18 protein-coding genes, 2 tRNA genes and 1 riboswitch are annotated in these 14,833 nt (G+C 59.5%); of the genes, 18 read left to right on the top strand and 2 right to left on the bottom strand.

Annotated features, from left to right (window positions below; all coding sequences use genetic code 11):
* Window positions 1-154: 154 nt before the first annotated feature.
* Window positions 155-304, top strand: a riboswitch (FMN riboswitch).
* A gap of 92 nt (window positions 305-396) precedes the next feature.
* Window positions 397-1,302, top strand: coding sequence for a DMT family transporter (locus ABID16_RS05435; protein ID WP_354555307.1), 906 nt, complete (start codon window positions 397-399; stop codon window positions 1,300-1,302).
* Window positions 1,303-1,355: 53 nt separating this feature from the next.
* Here ABID16_RS05435 and ABID16_RS05430 read toward each other — a convergent pair whose 3' ends face one another.
* On the bottom strand, window positions 1,356-1,592 hold the full coding sequence (locus ABID16_RS05430; protein ID WP_354555908.1) for an Lrp/AsnC ligand binding domain-containing protein: 237 nt from the start codon (window positions 1,590-1,592) through the stop codon (window positions 1,356-1,358).
* Window positions 1,593-1,742: 150 nt separating this feature from the next.
* Between ABID16_RS05430 and ABID16_RS05425 the strand changes: the two genes are divergently transcribed.
* Both ABID16_RS05425 and ABID16_RS05420 read left to right on the top strand, forming a co-directional pair.
* The gene (locus tag ABID16_RS05425) at window positions 1,743-2,021 is read left to right on the top strand and encodes a hypothetical protein (RefSeq protein WP_354555305.1); all 279 of its coding nucleotides are present in this window, start codon (window positions 1,743-1,745) and stop codon (window positions 2,019-2,021) included.
* Between the two features lie 109 nt (window positions 2,022-2,130).
* Window positions 2,131-2,703 carry a hypothetical protein gene (locus ABID16_RS05420; protein ID WP_354555304.1) on the top strand — a complete coding sequence of 191 codons (573 nt, stop codon included), beginning with the start codon at window positions 2,131-2,133 and terminating at the stop codon, window positions 2,701-2,703.
* Window positions 2,704-2,780: 77 nt separating this feature from the next.
* On the opposite strand, the gene ABID16_RS05415 is transcribed toward ABID16_RS05420, so the two are convergent.
* Window positions 2,781-2,856: transfer RNA gene (locus ABID16_RS05415), tRNA-Val, on the bottom strand.
* 218 nt (window positions 2,857-3,074) lie between these two features.
* Here ABID16_RS05415 and ABID16_RS05410 point away from each other — a divergent pair.
* From ABID16_RS05410 to nuoK, 15 genes are all read left to right on the top strand, one after another.
* Window positions 3,075-3,151, top strand: a tRNA-Asp gene (locus ABID16_RS05410).
* Window positions 3,152-3,583: 432 nt separating this feature from the next.
* On the top strand, window positions 3,584-3,949 hold the full coding sequence (locus ABID16_RS05405) for an NADH-quinone oxidoreductase subunit A (protein ID WP_354555303.1): 366 nt from the start codon (window positions 3,584-3,586) through the stop codon (window positions 3,947-3,949).
* Complete coding sequence (locus tag ABID16_RS05400) at window positions 3,940-4,524, top strand: NuoB/complex I 20 kDa subunit family protein (RefSeq protein ID WP_354555302.1); 585 nt, start codon at window positions 3,940-3,942, stop codon at window positions 4,522-4,524. The genes ABID16_RS05405 and ABID16_RS05400 overlap by 10 nt, the downstream gene beginning before the upstream one ends.
* Window positions 4,525-4,541: 17 nt before the next feature.
* Window positions 4,542-5,144 carry an NADH-quinone oxidoreductase subunit C gene (locus ABID16_RS05395; RefSeq protein WP_354555301.1) on the top strand — a complete coding sequence of 201 codons (603 nt, stop codon included), beginning with the start codon at window positions 4,542-4,544 and terminating at the stop codon, window positions 5,142-5,144.
* Window positions 5,145-5,162: 18 nt separating this feature from the next.
* Entirely contained in the window at window positions 5,163-6,356 is a 1,194-nt protein-coding gene (locus ABID16_RS05390) for an NADH-quinone oxidoreductase subunit D (RefSeq protein ID WP_354555907.1), read from the top strand.
* Window positions 6,356-6,610 (top strand): hypothetical protein, encoded by a 255-nt coding sequence (locus ABID16_RS05385; RefSeq protein ID WP_435532389.1) that lies wholly within the window; start codon window positions 6,356-6,358, stop codon window positions 6,608-6,610. The genes ABID16_RS05390 and ABID16_RS05385 overlap by 1 nt, the downstream gene beginning before the upstream one ends.
* Before the next feature lie 16 nt (window positions 6,611-6,626).
* Window positions 6,627-7,649: an NADH-quinone oxidoreductase subunit NuoE gene (nuoE, locus tag ABID16_RS05380; RefSeq protein ID WP_354555299.1), complete on the top strand. Its 1,023-nt coding sequence runs from the start codon at window positions 6,627-6,629 to the stop codon at window positions 7,647-7,649.
* An 11-nt stretch (window positions 7,650-7,660) separates the two neighbouring features.
* Complete coding sequence (gene nuoF, locus ABID16_RS05375; RefSeq protein ID WP_354555298.1) at window positions 7,661-8,965, top strand: NADH-quinone oxidoreductase subunit NuoF; 1,305 nt, start codon at window positions 7,661-7,663, stop codon at window positions 8,963-8,965.
* Between the two features lie 2 nt (window positions 8,966-8,967).
* Window positions 8,968-9,750, top strand: a complete 783-nt coding sequence (locus ABID16_RS05370; protein ID WP_354555297.1) for a helix-hairpin-helix domain-containing protein — start codon at window positions 8,968-8,970, stop codon at window positions 9,748-9,750.
* Between the two features lie 122 nt (window positions 9,751-9,872).
* Window positions 9,873-11,954 carry an NADH-quinone oxidoreductase subunit NuoG gene (gene nuoG / locus ABID16_RS05365; protein ID WP_354555296.1) on the top strand — a complete coding sequence of 694 codons (2,082 nt, stop codon included), beginning with the start codon at window positions 9,873-9,875 and terminating at the stop codon, window positions 11,952-11,954.
* A gap of 11 nt (window positions 11,955-11,965) precedes the next feature.
* Window positions 11,966-13,009, top strand: a complete 1,044-nt coding sequence (nuoH, locus tag ABID16_RS05360; protein WP_354555295.1) for an NADH-quinone oxidoreductase subunit NuoH — start codon at window positions 11,966-11,968, stop codon at window positions 13,007-13,009.
* Between the two features lie 2 nt (window positions 13,010-13,011).
* On the top strand, window positions 13,012-13,503 hold the full coding sequence (nuoI, locus tag ABID16_RS05355) for an NADH-quinone oxidoreductase subunit NuoI (protein ID WP_354555294.1): 492 nt from the start codon (window positions 13,012-13,014) through the stop codon (window positions 13,501-13,503).
* Between the two features lie 138 nt (window positions 13,504-13,641).
* The gene (locus ABID16_RS05350) at window positions 13,642-14,256 is read left to right on the top strand and encodes an NADH-quinone oxidoreductase subunit J (RefSeq protein WP_354555293.1); all 615 of its coding nucleotides are present in this window, start codon (window positions 13,642-13,644) and stop codon (window positions 14,254-14,256) included.
* 1 nt (window position 14,257) lies between these two features.
* On the top strand, window positions 14,258-14,521 hold the full coding sequence (locus tag ABID16_RS05345) for a hypothetical protein (protein ID WP_354555292.1): 264 nt from the start codon (window positions 14,258-14,260) through the stop codon (window positions 14,519-14,521).
* Between the two features lies 1 nt (window position 14,522).
* On the top strand, window positions 14,523-14,831 hold the full coding sequence (nuoK, locus tag ABID16_RS05340; RefSeq protein WP_109857779.1) for an NADH-quinone oxidoreductase subunit NuoK: 309 nt from the start codon (window positions 14,523-14,525) through the stop codon (window positions 14,829-14,831).
* The last annotated feature ends 2 nt before the right edge of the window (window positions 14,832-14,833 follow it).

Raw genomic sequence — 14,833 nt, 5'->3', positions numbered from 1 at the left:
GTTTAGACTGGGCCCGGCAAGCAATGGTTTGAAGACCCGGTGCGAAACTCGCGCCGGGTCTTTCCGTTTTGGGCACTGTTACAGTGCGGAATATGTCAGCAATCTTGCCGCAATTGTGAAATCGTCGTATTGATGCCGTGTCGGTTTGTCCGGCATTCGTTCTCAGGGCGGGGTGAAATTCCCCACCGGCGGTAACGGGGCAACCCGAAGCCCGCGAGCGCTTCGTCTTCATAATGGGCGAAGGTCAGCAGATCTGGTGTAAATCCGGAGCCGACGGTCATAGTCCGGATGAAAGAGAATGAGGCTCGTGTCTGTTTTGATCCCGCTCAGAGGCGGGCGGGAAAGACGTTGATTCTCATGCCCTGATTTGTGTTGGTCCTGTTCGGGAAGTTGAACATGAATCAGATTCTAAATCTCAGACTGAAATATCCGGCCGTGGCCGCCGCCGCCATCATGGTTCTGGCAGGCGTGGCCTTTGCTGCCATCAACGTTCTCACCCAATGGGTGACGATGAAGCTGGGTTTTGGCTCGGTTTCGACCGCCTTCTGGCAATATGCAATCGCGCTCCTGTTTTCGCTGCCCTATCTCTGGCGTGTCGGCATCCGCGCCATGCGCACGAACTATCCGACGAGCCATATTGTCCGGGTTGCCTTTTCCGTCTTCGGCGTTCAGGCTTGGGTGATGGGGCTGGCGCATGTGCCGATCTGGCAAGCAATTGCGCTCGTCATGACATCACCGTTTTTCATCATCCTCGGTGCACGCATCTTTCTGGGCGAACGGGTAGGGCCGGCGCGTTGGGCCGCGACCGCGACCGGCTTTGCCGGCGCGATGATCATTCTGCAGCCCTGGTCGGATACGTTTACCTGGGCGGCACTCCTTCCGGTATTGGCAGCACTTCTCTGGGGCGCCACCTCTCTTTACACGAAGAGCCTCACACACGACGAATCGCCGGAAGCCATCACGGTCTGGCTGCTTCTTCTGCTAACCCCGGTGAATGGCGCCTTCGCGCTCGCCTCGGGCTTCGAAGTTCCTACCGGCCCCGCTCTTGGCATCTTCATCGCTCTGGGCCTTCTGACCGCTGTGGCGCAATATCTTCTGACCCTTGCCTATGCGACCGCGGACGCCGCCTATGTCCAGCCCTTTGATGATCTGAAACTGCCGCTTAACGTTCTCGCCGGCTGGATCGTCTTCGGTTACGCCCCTGCCGGAACGCTCTGGCTTGGCGCGGTCCTGATTCTCGGCGCTTCGCTTTTCATCATGACTTACGAATCGCGACGGGAGAGGGCGGTTGCCGCAGAGTAACTGAAACGGAAACGGGGGCCGAAGCCCCCGTTTGCTGTCGATTGTGTTGCGCGTCAGAACGCGTGAAATGTGATCGTCGTCAGCGTCCGCTCGACATCGGGAATGTCGACGAAGATATCGTTGACGTAGCGGCCGATGTCCTGGCCGTCCGGCACGTAGATTTTTGCGATGAGATCGTAGTCGCCGCTTGTCGAATAGAGTTCGGAGACGACTTCCTTCTCATAGATCTTGTCGGCAACTTCGTAAGTCTGGCCCGGCCTGCAGCGGACCTGGGTGAAAATGCAGCGCATGTCGCCTCCATAGGTGTTGATTCTTCCTGTCTGCAGCGACATTAGCCAAAGCCTGGCGGCATTTGAAGTGTGACGGCCTTGCCACCGGGCTTGCAGATACGTCAAACATAGTCGGGCGCGCCAGATGCCCCCATGATCCAGGATTAAAACATGTCGATGCCGCCCGAAGAGTTTTATGGCAAAAGCGAACCTCAAAAGGCGGAACGGGATCACACCGGGTCGTACATGGTCGCGCGGATGACCTCGGCGCTGGTTTTTCTCCGCACCGGTCTCGTCGGCGCCTTCCTGGCCATTGCGGTGATTCACCTCCTGGGGCCGAGCGTCGGCTATGCCGGTAACGCCTATGATCTGGGTGGTCTCTTCTTCGGATTCGCCCTCGGGACGGTGATCGAGTTTGTTCGCCGCAATCGAGGTCGCAAATCTACATGAAGAGCCGGCCGTCGGTCACCGAGTTGATGAAGGTCAAGGTGGCGCGATCGACTTCGGCCTATCACGACAAGTGTAAAAGCGTTGCGGAAAGATCGGGGAATCGCACGACATGACCCTTCTGGCCTTCATCACTGCAGTTCTGGCGCTTCTGCTGGCTCCCGGGCCGACCAACACCTTGATCGGCGTTGCGGGAAGCCAGAGCGGGATCGTCAGGGCAGCACGGCTGATTCCCGCCGAACTTGCCGGCTATCTCACCACAATTATGCCGCTGACGCTCCTCGGTTCCCGATTCTTTTCGGACTTTCCCATTGCTGCGCTGTTGCTGAAATCCGCCGCCGCCATCTGGGTCATGTATCTCGCCATCAAGCTCTGGGGCAGGGCACAGGAAACGGAAGGCATGAGCGCTGTCACTGTGGGGAAGGTCTACATGACAACCGCGCTGAACCCGAAGGCGCTCGTCGTCAGCTTCATTCTGCTGCCGCCCATCGGCGATTCCGCATTCATGATGCGATTGGCTGTTTTCTGCGCTCTGGTCATCGGCGTCGCCTCGATCTGGGCGAGCACCGGCAATCTTTTGAGCGGTGGAAAGCCCGGCAACAGGACCCGCATCGTCGAACGCGTCGCCTCCGTCTGGCTGGCGGCCGTATCCGTCATGCTGATCGTGACAGTTCTAAAAAGCTGATTTTCAACGACAACGAATATAAACACGCCAGCACCAGCAGCATGTTACGAGGCATTCTTCATGTTATCTGGAGAAAATGGTGGGCGATGAGAGACTCGAACTCCCGACATCCTCGGTGTAAACGAGGCGCTCTACCAACTGAGCTAATCGCCCGCCGCGTTGGTGGGGGTGATCTATTCGCAAAGACTGTGATCCGCAAGAGGGCGGAGGTCATTTTTCGCATTTTTTTTGGCGAAGCTCGGTCATTCAAAGCCTCTGTCAAAAAATTGTCGTCGCCGCGTTTTTTTGTTTTCAAATCCGCTTGACACTCACCCCTCTACCCCTTAGACACCCGCTCACCGAACGAAGCGGCGACGCGGTTCGGGAAATGCGCGGGTGTAGCTCAGTCGGTTAGAGTGCCGGCCTGTCACGCCGGAGGTCGCGGGTTCGAGCCCCGTCACTCGCGCCATTCTCTTCTTAAACAGATGTTTGCAGGATTTAGCTCAACTTCATTGTGAGCAGTCTTGCTTGCGTTTGAGGGCCTTGGCCTTCATGGCTTGAAGCCGCGACTCAGTCGGCTACTGTTCGGCCGCTAGCGACGAGGCCGGCGCAGAATTTCCTCAGCATGATCTCATGAAATGTATCGCTGCCGCCGCACCGATCGAACATTTCTTTCGAATTGATCCTCGTCATATTGCGCTGCGATACCGTGCCGCGGCATCTGTGTCGTGAATTGGTAAAGTTCATGATGTTAATCGTTGTTTTGCGGTTCAAATCGCTTGCGCCGCAAGTCGGGCTGCGCTAGTCACGATGACGTTGCAACGAAGACCTACGCCCTGTCGGCAACTGCCCGGCGCGCCCGACGCGACCGCACCTGACGGACAGGCTAAGGACGGACAGAATGACAGATCTCCTCAGCTCCTATCTACCGATCGCGATCTTTATCGGCGTGTCGCTGATCATCGGCATCTCGCTGCTGATCGCGCCCTTCGCACTTGCGTTCAAGGCGCCCGACGCGGAAAAGCTTTCCTCGTTCGAGTGTGGCTTCAACGCTTTCGACGATGCCCGCATGAAGTTCGACATCCGCTTCTATCTCGTGTCGATCCTGTTCATCATCTTCGACCTGGAAGTCGCGTTCCTGTTCCCGTGGGCCGTGTCGTTCAGCAGTATCGGCTGGGTCGGCTTCTGGTCCATGATGGTCTTCCTCGGCGTCCTGACGATCGGCTTCATTTATGAATGGAAGAAGGGAGCACTCGAATGGGAGTGACATCCGGCAACACCACGCTCGTCGCACCGCAGCCGAAGGGGATCATTGATCCCTCGACCGGCAAGGCTGTTGGCGCAAACGACAAGTTTTTCGGCGAGATCAACAACGAGCTGGCCGATAAGGGCTTTATCGTTACCGCGACGGATGAGCTGATCACCTGGGCCCGTACGGGCTCGCTGATGTGGATGCAGTTCGGTCTGGCCTGCTGCGCCGTTGAAGGCCTGATGCAGGCTTCCGGCCCGCGCTATGACATGGAACGCTTCGGTGTTGCTCCCCGCGCCTCACCGCGCCAGTCGGACGTCATGATCGTCGCCGGCACGCTCACCAACAAGATGGCGCCTGCCTTGCGCAAGGTCTATGACCAGATGCCTGAGCCGCGTTACGTCATCTCGATGGGCTCCTGCGCCAATGGCGGCGGCTACTATCACTATTCCTACTCGGTCGTTCGCGGTTGTGACCGCGTCGTGCCGGTCGATGTCTATGTTCCGGGCTGTCCCCCCACAGCCGAGGCTCTGCTCTACGGCGTGCTGCTTCTTCAGAAGAAGATCCGGCGCACCGGAACGATCGAGCGCTAAGGCTGAAGGGTTAAGCAATGAGCGAAGCATTGAACGAACTTTCGATCCGGATCGGCGAACAGAAAGGTTCGTTGGTTCTGGCGTCGGAAGTTGCCTATGGCGAGCTGAGCATCACGGTGGCGCCGGAGAGCCTCATCGAGGTTCTGCGCTTTCTGCATGACGATTCTGCCTGTCGTTTCATCAACGTGACGGATATTTGCGGCGTCGATTATCCGGGCCGGGAGGAACGTTTCGAGGTCGTCTATCACCTCCTGTCTCCGTCGAAGAACCTGCGCATCCGAATCAAGGTTCCGACCAGCGAAGACAAGCCGGTTCCGTCCGCCTGTGATATCTACCCTGGTGCGAACTGGTTTGAACGCGAAACCTACGACATGTACGGCATCTTGTTCTCGGGCCATCCGGACCTGCGCCGCATTCTGACCGACTATGGTTTTGAGGGCTATCCGCTGCGCAAGGACTTCCCGATGACCGGCTATGTCGAAGTGCGCTATGACGACGAGGCAAAGCGGGTCGTTTACGAGCCCGTGCAACTGCGCCAGGAGTTCCGCAATTTCGACTTCCTCTCGCCCTGGGAAGGCACGGACTACGTGCTGCCGGGCGATGAGAAGGCAGCGAAGTAAGGGGCGGAAGACATGACCATGACGAAAGAACATTCCGTCCGCAACTTCACGATCAACTTCGGCCCCGAGCATCCGTCGGCCCACGGCGTTCTGCGTCTGGTTCTCGAGCTTGACGGCGAAATCGTCGAGCGCGCCGACCCGCATATCGGCCTGCTGCATCGTGGCACCGAAAAGCTGATCGAAGCCAAGACCTATCTGCAGGCCGTTCCTTATTTCGACCGTCTCGACTATGTCGCGCCGATGAATCAGGAACATGCCTACTGCCTCGCGATCGAGAAGCTTCTCGGCCTCGAAGTCCCGAAGCGCGGTCAGTTGATCCGTGTTCTCTTCTCGGAAATCGGGCGCATCCTGTCGCACATCATGAACGTCACGACGCAGGCCATGGACGTCGGCGCCATGACGCCGCCGGTCTGGGGCTTCGAAGAGCGCGAAAAGCTCATGGTGTTCTATGAGCGTGCCTGCGGCGCGCGCATGCATGCCGCCTATTTCCGTCCGGGCGGGGTCCATCAGGACATTCCGCAGAAGCTTGTCGAAGATATCGCGGCCTGGTGCGACCCCTTCCTCAAGGTTCTCGACGATATCGAAGGCCTTCTGACAGGAAACCGCATCTTCAAGCAGCGTAACGTCGATATCGGCGTCGTCTCGCTGGAAGATGCCTGGAAGTGGGGCTTCTCGGGCGTGATGGTTCGCGGTTCGGGCGCTGCCTGGGACCTGCGCCGTTCGCAGCCTTATGAGTGCTATTCGGAACTCGATTTCGATATCCCGATCGGTAAAAACGGCGATTGCTACGATCGTTACCTGATCCGCATGATCGAAATGCGCGAAGCCGTGAAGATCATGAAGCAGTGCTGCGCACGTCTGCTGGGAGCTGAGAAGGTGGGTCCGGTCTCGGCCTTGGACGGCAAGGTGGTTCCGCCGAAGCGTGGCGAGATGAAGCGTTCGATGGAAGCGCTGATCCACCACTTCAAGCTCTACACCGAAGGCTTCCACGTTCCGGCCGGCGAAGTTTACGCAGCGGTTGAAGCTCCGAAGGGAGAATTCGGCGTCTATCTCGTTTCGGACGGTTCCAACAAGCCGTATCGCTGCAAGATCCGTGCTCCGGGCTTCGTACACCTTCAGTCTATGGATTTCCTGAGTTCCGGTCATATGCTGGCCGACGTGACGGCAATCCTCGGATCGCTCGACATCGTGTTCGGTGAGGTTGATAGATGATCACTCGGCTGGCCCTGGCGACTTTCATTTCTGTAGTGGCGTCTTCGGCCCTTGCCGAGACGTTGGGCGGCAACACGGGCAAGAACGCGCCTCTGCCGCCATCGACGATGAAAGACCTGCTGAAGCAGGGCTACGAGATCAAGTCCGCCATCCCGAACGGCGAAAAGTTCGTGATATTTATGCAAAAAGAACAGTCGGCCTACGCTTGCGAATTCGTGTCCGTCACGAATACCAAATGCGGTGCCATCAACTGACAAGGCGTGAAAGAGAATGTCCGTTCGACGACTAGCCGATGACAATGTCCAGCCGCAGAGCTTCGCCTTCAACGAAGACAACAGCGCGTGGGCGGCTGAAACCATCAAGAAATATCCTGCTGGCCGCCAGCAGTCTGCGGTTATACCGCTGCTGATGCGCGCCCAGGAACAGGATGGCTGGGTCACGCGTGCGGCGATCGAAAAGATCGCGGACATGCTGGAAATGCCCTATATACGCGTTCTCGAAGTCGCCACCTTCTACACCCAGTTTCAGATCAAGCCGGTTGGCACGCGCGCTCACGTTCAGGTTTGCGGAACGACGCCCTGCATGTTGCGCGGCGCCGAAGACCTGATTGCGGTCTGCAAGAAGAAGATCCACCACGATCCCCTTCACACCAACGAGAGCGGCACGCTGTCCTGGGAAGAAGTCGAATGTCAGGGCGCCTGCGTCAACGCGCCGATGGTTGTCATCTTCAAGGACACCTATGAAGACCTGACGCCGACCCAGCTCGAATACATTATCGACCGTTTCGAAGCAGGCAAGGGCGGTGACGTCACGCCCGGTCCGCAGATCGACCGTGTCTATTCGGCCCCCGCCGGTGCACCCGTCACCCTGACGACCGACACGCCTGCGCCGAAGTTTGCTGATCGTGCTGAGGCTCCGGTTGCTGCCGCTCCGGCCCCTGCACCCGTTGCGGCTCCGGCTGCGCCTGTTGCTGTTGCCCCGGCCGCCAAGGCCGAAGCAAAGCCGTCGCTGGATGATCCGAACCGCCCGGCTGCCGTCGAAAAGCCTGCCACACCGGACGATCTCAAGATGATCTCGGGCGTTGGCCCGGTCATGGAAGCGAAGCTTCATGACCTCGGCATCTACACGTTTGCCCAGATCGCCAAGTGGACCGAGAAGGAAGTGACCTGGGTCGATGGCTACCTGGCATTCCGCGGCCGCATCGTTCGCGATGACTGGATCAAGCAGGCCGATGCGCTGGCGCGCGGAGGCGAAGAAGAATATGTGCGCGTTTTCGGCAAGAAGCCGCGTTGAGAGGGTGAGACATGCTTAAAGACGAAGATCGCATTTTCTCCAATCTCTACGGTCTCAAGGACAAGTCCCTGAAGGGCGCGATGTCGCGCGGCCATTGGGACGGCACCAAGCAGATCATCGAAAAGGGCCGCGACTGGATCATCGACGAAATGAAGGCTTCCGGTCTTCGTGGACGCGGCGGTGCCGGCTTCCCGACGGGTCTCAAGTGGTCGTTCATGCCCAAGCAGAGCGACGGCCGCCCGCATTATCTCGTCGTCAACGCCGACGAATCCGAACCCGGTACCTGCAAGGACCGCGATATCATGCGTCACGATCCGCATACGCTGATCGAAGGCTGCGTGATCGCCGGCTTCGCCATGGGCGCGAACACCGCCTATATCTATCTGCGCGGCGAATATATGCGCGAGCGTGAAGCCCTGCAGGCTGCCGTGGACGAGTGCTACGACGCCGGCCTTCTCGGCAAGAACAACAAGAACGGCTGGGACTTCGACGTCTACCTGCACCACGGTGCGGGCGCTTATATCTGCGGCGAAGAAACCGCTCTGCTCGAAAGCCTCGAAGGCAAGAAGGGTCAGCCGCGCCTGAAGCCGCCGTTCCCGGCGAACATGGGCCTCTATGGCTGCCCGACTACGGTCAACAACGTCGAATCCATCGCCGTTGCCCCGACCATCCTGCGTCGCGGCGCTTCCTGGTTCTCATCGATCGGCCGTCCGAACAATGTCGGCACCAAGCTGTTCATGGTCTCCGGCCATGTCAACAAGCCCTGCACCTTCGAAGAAGCGATGGGTCTGTCGTTCCGCGAGATCATCGAGACGCATTGCGGCGGTATCCGTGGCGGCTGGGACAACCTGCTCGCCGTCATTCCGGGGGGCGCATCGTGCCCCGTCGTCAGGGGCGAGGACATGAAGGACGCGATCATGGACTTCGACGGGATGCGCGAAGTGAAATCCTCCTTCGGCACCGGCGGCATGATCGTCATGGACAAGTCCACCGACATCATCAAGGCCATCTGGCGCATCGCTGCCTTCTTCAAGCATGAGAGCTGCGGTCAGTGCACGCCGTGCCGCGAAGGTACGGGCTGGATGTCCCGCATTCTCGATCGCATGGTGAAGGGCAACGCGCAGAAGCGCGAAATCGACATGCTGTTCGAAGTCTCGAAGCAGATTGAAGGTCACACGATCTGCGCATTGGGTGATGCAGCCGCCTGGCCGGTCCAGGGTTTGATCCGCAATTTCCGTCCGGAAATCGAAAAGCGGATCGACCAGTACACGGCCAACGCCATGGCACACGGCGCTGTTCTGGAGGCCGCCGAGTAACCATGAACGCCCAGCGCAACGATCATCGTGACGACATGTCCGCACCGCATGATGCGGTCGCGAATCTTGTTCGTGCGACGAACGAGGCGATGGAGGCGTTCATGAAGACTGACTGGACCAAAGACAGTGAAGGGCAGGAGGGCGTTGCCCTCAACCCGCTGATGGCCAATCCGGCCATCATGATGGCGGCGGCAACAGCTTACGGGATCCGGATGACCGGCCAGTGGGCGAGCCTCTTCCTCAATGCGATGCAGGATCAGGCGGACCGCGCAAAGGAGCAGCCCGCCGAGGCGGACGTTGCTGAAACGCCGGTGGCGGCCGAGGCTGAAGTGGTAGAGCCCGAGCAGGTGGTCGAGCCAGTCGCAGCCGAAGCCCAGGCTGCGGTGGAGCCTGCGACGGCGAAGGCAGTGGAACTCGAGGCCGCCAAGCCCCTGGTCATGGAACTGCCTCAGAGCGAACCTTTGCCGGCAAAGGTTTCGGCGGATGAGACGATAGGAAAGCGGGCACGCAAGGCGGCGAAGGTCGCCAAGGTGCGGAAGTCCGTGGAGAAAGCCACCGTGGCGAAGGCGCCGGTATCGGCTGGCGACGACTTGAAGCGGATTTCGGGCATTGGCCCGAAGCTGGCCAATGTGCTGACGGGTCACGGTGTGGTGACATTCGCGCAGCTGGCTGACATGGACGAAGCGGCCCTTGCCGCGCTCGACGCGGAACTTGGCCTGGAAGGCCGAATTTTGCGGGACGACTGGGCGGGGCAGGCGCGGAAGATACTGGCGACCGGACACTGAGCCGCAAGGCAGTGGTACAGGGCGTGAAATGAAATAGGCGAGGGCGGTCCGTCAGGACCTCCCGGACCACGACAGAAACTCTGGCTTGATGCGCGATTGAGCGCGGAAGCGGGAAGGCGAATATGGCGAAGCTGAAAGTCGACGGTAAGGAAATCGAGGTTCCGGATCATTTCACGCTGTTGCAGGCGTGTGAGGAAGCCGGCGCTGAGGTGCCGCGCTTCTGTTTTCACGAACGGCTGTCGGTTGCCGGCAACTGCCGCATGTGTCTGATCGAAGTAAAGGGCGGACCGCCGAAGCCGGCTGCGTCCTGCGCCATGGGTGTGCGCGACGTCCGCGGCGGCCCGAACGGCGAATTGCCAGAAATCTTCACCAACACGCCGATGGTCAAGAAGGCCCGCGAAGGCGTGATGGAATTTCTGCTGATCAACCATCCGCTCGATTGCCCGATCTGTGACCAGGGCGGCGAATGCGACCTGCAGGACCAGGCCATGGCCTTCGGCATGGACGGCACGCGCTACAATGAAAACAAGCGCGCCGTCGAAGACAAGTATATCGGCCCGCTCGTCAAGACGGTGATGAACCGCTGCATTCACTGCACGCGCTGCGTCCGCTTCACGACGGAAGTCGCCGGCATTTCTGAACTCGGCCTCATCGGCCGTGGCGAAGACGCCGAAATCACTACCTATCTCGAGCAGGCGATGACCTCCGAGCTGCAGGGCAATGTGGTTGACCTCTGCCCGGTCGGTGCTCTGACCTCCAAGCCGTTCGCCTTCACGGCCCGCCCGTGGGAACTGAACAAGACCGAGACGATCGACGTCATGGACGCGCTCGGCTCTGCGATCCGCGTCGATACGCGTGGCCGCGAAGTCATGCGCATCATGCCGCGCGTCAACGAAGAGGTGAACGAGGAGTGGATCTCCGACAAGTCGCGCTTCGTCTGGGACGGCCTGCGCACGCAGCGCCTCGACAAGCCTTACGTCCGCAAGGACGGCCGTCTCGTTCCCGCGACCTGGGGTGAGGCTTTTGCCGCAATCAAGGACGCCGTATCCAAGACCTCCGGTTCGAAGATCGGCGCCATCGCCGGCGATCTTGCCTCCGTCGAGGAAATCTATGCGCTCGGCGAACTGATGTCCGCGCTCGGCTCCAAGAATGTTGACGCCCGTCAGGACGGCGCATTTGCCGATCCGTCGCTTGGTCGCGCCTCCTACATCTTCAACCCGACCATTGCCGGTATCGAAAAGGCTGACGCCTTCCTTCTCGTCGGCTCCAATCCGCGCTTCGAGGCGGCCGTTCTCAACGCCCGCATCCGCAAGCGCTGGCGCCAGGGCGGCGTTGCCGTCGGCCTCATCGGTCAGGATGGCGAGTTCCGCTATGGCCACGAATATCTCGGCGCCGGCGCGGACACGCTCGCCGCTGTGGCAGACGGTTCGAATGCCTTTGCCGAAAAGCTGAAGGCCGCCAAGAACCCGATGATCATCGTCGGCCAGGGCGCGCTCAAGGGCGCAAACGGTGTGGCTGTTCTCGCAACCGCAGCAAAGATCGCAGCCGATTGCGGCGCTGTCACCGAGGAGTGGAATGGCTTCGCCGTTCTGCAGACGGCAGCCTCGCGCGTCGGCGCACTCGACCTCGGCTTCGTGCCGGGCGAGGGCGGTTCTGATGCCGCAACCCAGCTCGCCTCGATGGACGTTCTCTTCCTGCTCGGCGCCGACGAACTCGACTTCTCGGCCAAGAAAGCTGGCTTCACGGTCTATATCGGCAGCCATGGCGACGCCGGCGCTTCCGCTGCAGACGTCATCCTGCCGGGTGCTGCCTATACGGAAAAGTCCGGCACCTGGGTCAACACGGAAGGCCGCGTCCAGATGAGCACGCGCGCCGGCTTCGCACCGGGCGACGCCCGCGAAGACTGGGCGATCATCCGCGCGCTTTCGGACGTGCTCGGCAAGAAGCTGCCGTTTGATTCGCTGGGTGCATTGCGCGCCAAGCTCTATGCAAGCCATCCGCATTTCGCGGAACTCGACGCCATCAAGCCCGGCTCGGCTGCTGAAATTGCTGCACTGGCGAAAAAAACCGGTGCTCTGGAGAAATCCGCATTTGCAAGCGCCGTCAAAGACTTCTATTTGACGAACCCGATAGCGAGGGCCTCTGCCGTCATGGCTGAGTGCTCCGCGCTGGCGGCCAACAACTTCAAGGTTGCCGCGGAGTAAGGGCAGGGATCATGGACCAGTTTTTCTTCACTTATGTCTGGCCGGCGCTGATCATTGTAGGGCAGTCCCTGCTGCTGCTCGTCGCGCTGCTGCTCTTCATCGCCTATATCCTGCTCGCAGACCGCAAGATCTGGGCAGCCGTTCAGATGCGCCGCGGTCCTAACGTGGTGGGTCCGTGGGGACTTTTCCAGTCCTTCGCCGACCTTTTGAAGTTCGTGCTCAAGGAGCCGGTCATTCCGGCCGGTGCCAACAAGGGCGTCTTCCTTCTCGCGCCGCTCGTTGCCGTGACGCTGGCGCTCGCCACCTGGGCCGTGATCCCGCTGAATGCCGGCTGGGTGATCGCCAACATCAACGTCGGCATCCTCTATGTCTTTGCGATCTCGTCGCTTGAAGTCTACGGCATCATCATGGGCGGCTGGGCTTCGAACTCGAAATATCCGTTCCTCGGCGCGCTTCGTTCGGCCGCGCAGATGGTGTCCTACGAAGTCTCGATCGGTTTCGTGATCGTGACGGTTCTGCTGACGGTCGGTTCGCTGAACCTTTCGGATATCGTCATGTCGCAGGCCGACGGCCTTGGAACCAAGCTCGGTCTGCCGCCGTCGCTGCTCGACTGGAACTGGCTGGCGCTCTTCCCGGTCTTCATCATCTTCTTCATCTCGGCGCTTGCTGAAACGAACCGTCCGCCCTTCGACCTTCCGGAAGCGGAGTCGGAACTCGTGGCCGGCTTCATGGTCGAGTATGGCTCCACGCCCTACATGATGTTCATGCTCGGCGAATATGCCGCCATCGTTCTCATGTGCGCGCTGACGACGATCCTCTTCCTGGGCGGCTGGCTGCCTCCGGTGAATGTGTGGTTCCTCAATTGGGTTCCCGGCATCATCTGGTTCCTCCTCAAGGCGTCCATGGTCTTCTTCATGTTCGGCCTGGTGAAGGCATTCGTGCCACGCTACCGTTACGACCAGTTGATGCGCCTCGGCTGGAAGGTCTTCCTTCCGCTGTCGCTCTTCTTCCTGATCGTGACCGCATTCGTACTCAAGCTGACGGGATGGGCGTGACCATGGCCTCTGCTACCCAATTCGTTAAGTCGCTTTTCCTGCGCGAGTTCATTGGCGCCATCGGTCTGACGATGCGCTATTTCTTCCGGCCGAAGGCAACGGTGAACTATCCCTTTGAAAAGGGCCCGGTCTCGCCGCGCTTCCGCGGCGAGCATGCGTTGCGCCGCTATCCGAACGGTGAAGAGCGCTGCATCGCCTGCAAGCTCTGCGAAGCGATCTGTCCCGCTCAGGCCATCACCATCGAGGCCGGTCCGCGCCGCAATGACGGCACGCGCCGCACGGTGCGCTACGACATCGACATGGTGAAGTGCATCTATTGCGGCTTCTGCCAGGAAGCCTGCCCGGTCGACGCCATCGTCGAAGGCCCGAATTTCGAATTCGCGACCGAAACGCGCGAAGAACTTTACTACGACAAGGCCCGTCTTCTCGACAACGGCGACCGCTGGGAGCGGGAAATCGCGGCCAATATCGCAATGGACGCACCGTACCGGTGATCCGCATCTGACATGAAACGCGCTTCGCCGATTTCGGGGGACGCGCAAAAGGGGCATGGCGCATCGGCAACCGGTGCGTCTCACCGGATGGGTCGGCGACGGACCGTCACCCTCCGGAAAGCTGAAAAAGGCATCGACATGGGTCTTCAGGCTCTATTCTTTTATCTGTTCGCCTTCATCGCCATCGCATCGGCGTTCATGGTGATTTCGGCGCGGAACCCGGTTCACTCCGTCCTGTTCCTGATCCTGACCTTCTTCAACGCGGCCGGGCTCTTCCTGCTGACCGGCGCCGAATTCCTGGCGATGATCCTTCTCGTCGTCTATGTCGGCGCAGTGGCGGTTCTCTTCCTCTTCGTCGTGATGATGCTGGATGTCGATTTCGCCGCCCTTCGGACCAAGGCACTGGAATATGCTCCGATCGGTGGCCTGATCGGCATCATCCTGGCGCTCGAACTAATCTTCGTGATCGGCGGCTCGACCATCTCGCCGGAAATCGCCAAGAAGGCCGCCATTCCGATCCCGGCACTGACCGAGCGCTCGAATACGCAGGCGCTCGGCGACGTGCTCTACACGCACTACGTCTACTTCTTCCAGATCGCCGGACTTGTTCTTCTCGTTGCGATGATTGGCGCGATCGTGCTGACACTGAAGCATCGCACGAACGTCAAGCGGCAGAACATTTCGGCCCAGGTGGCCCGCACACCCGAGACGGCGGTTTCGATCGTCAAGGTGAAGCCGGGGCAGGGTCTGTAAAATGTTCGCCGCGCTGAAGAATAAATTCTACGGGAAAATGCTTTTCTCTGTAGATCTTGAAGTTAGGAAACCGACATCGGTGTTCCTCTGGGAACGCGATGGGAAAAGAACATTGAATATCAAGTCGAAGAATTTCTTCTACGTGCAGAGTTCATTCGGAAGTCACGCTACTGTTTGGGTTGATTGCGATGAAATTGGGCAGCTATCGGCGGCTCTTGCATCCGTCTCAGCATTCAACGAGCGTCTAGAGGTGCAGGACAAATAAAATGGAAATCGGTATTTCCCATTATCTCACGGTCAGCGCCATTCTCTTCGTGCTGGGCATCTTCGGGATTTTCCTGAACCGCAAGAACATTATCGTCATCCTGATGTCGGTCGAGCTCATCCTGCTCGCCGTCAACATCAACATGGTGGCCTTCTCGACCTTCCTGCATGACATTGCAGGCCAGGTCTTCGCTCTGTTCATTCTGACCGTCGCGGCTGCGGAAGCTGCCATCGGTCTTGCAATTCTCGTCGTCTTCTACCGCAACCGCGGCTCCATCGCGGTCGATGACGTCAACGTCATGAAGGGCTGATC

Source organism: Limnomicrobium aquaticum (assembly GCF_040545545.1).
GTDB classification, from domain to species: domain Bacteria; phylum Pseudomonadota; class Alphaproteobacteria; order Rhizobiales; family Rhizobiaceae; genus Ensifer_A; species Ensifer_A aquaticum.
The sequence above is the reverse complement of the archived record's forward strand: the minus strand, read 5'-3'. Positions and strand labels throughout refer to the sequence as shown.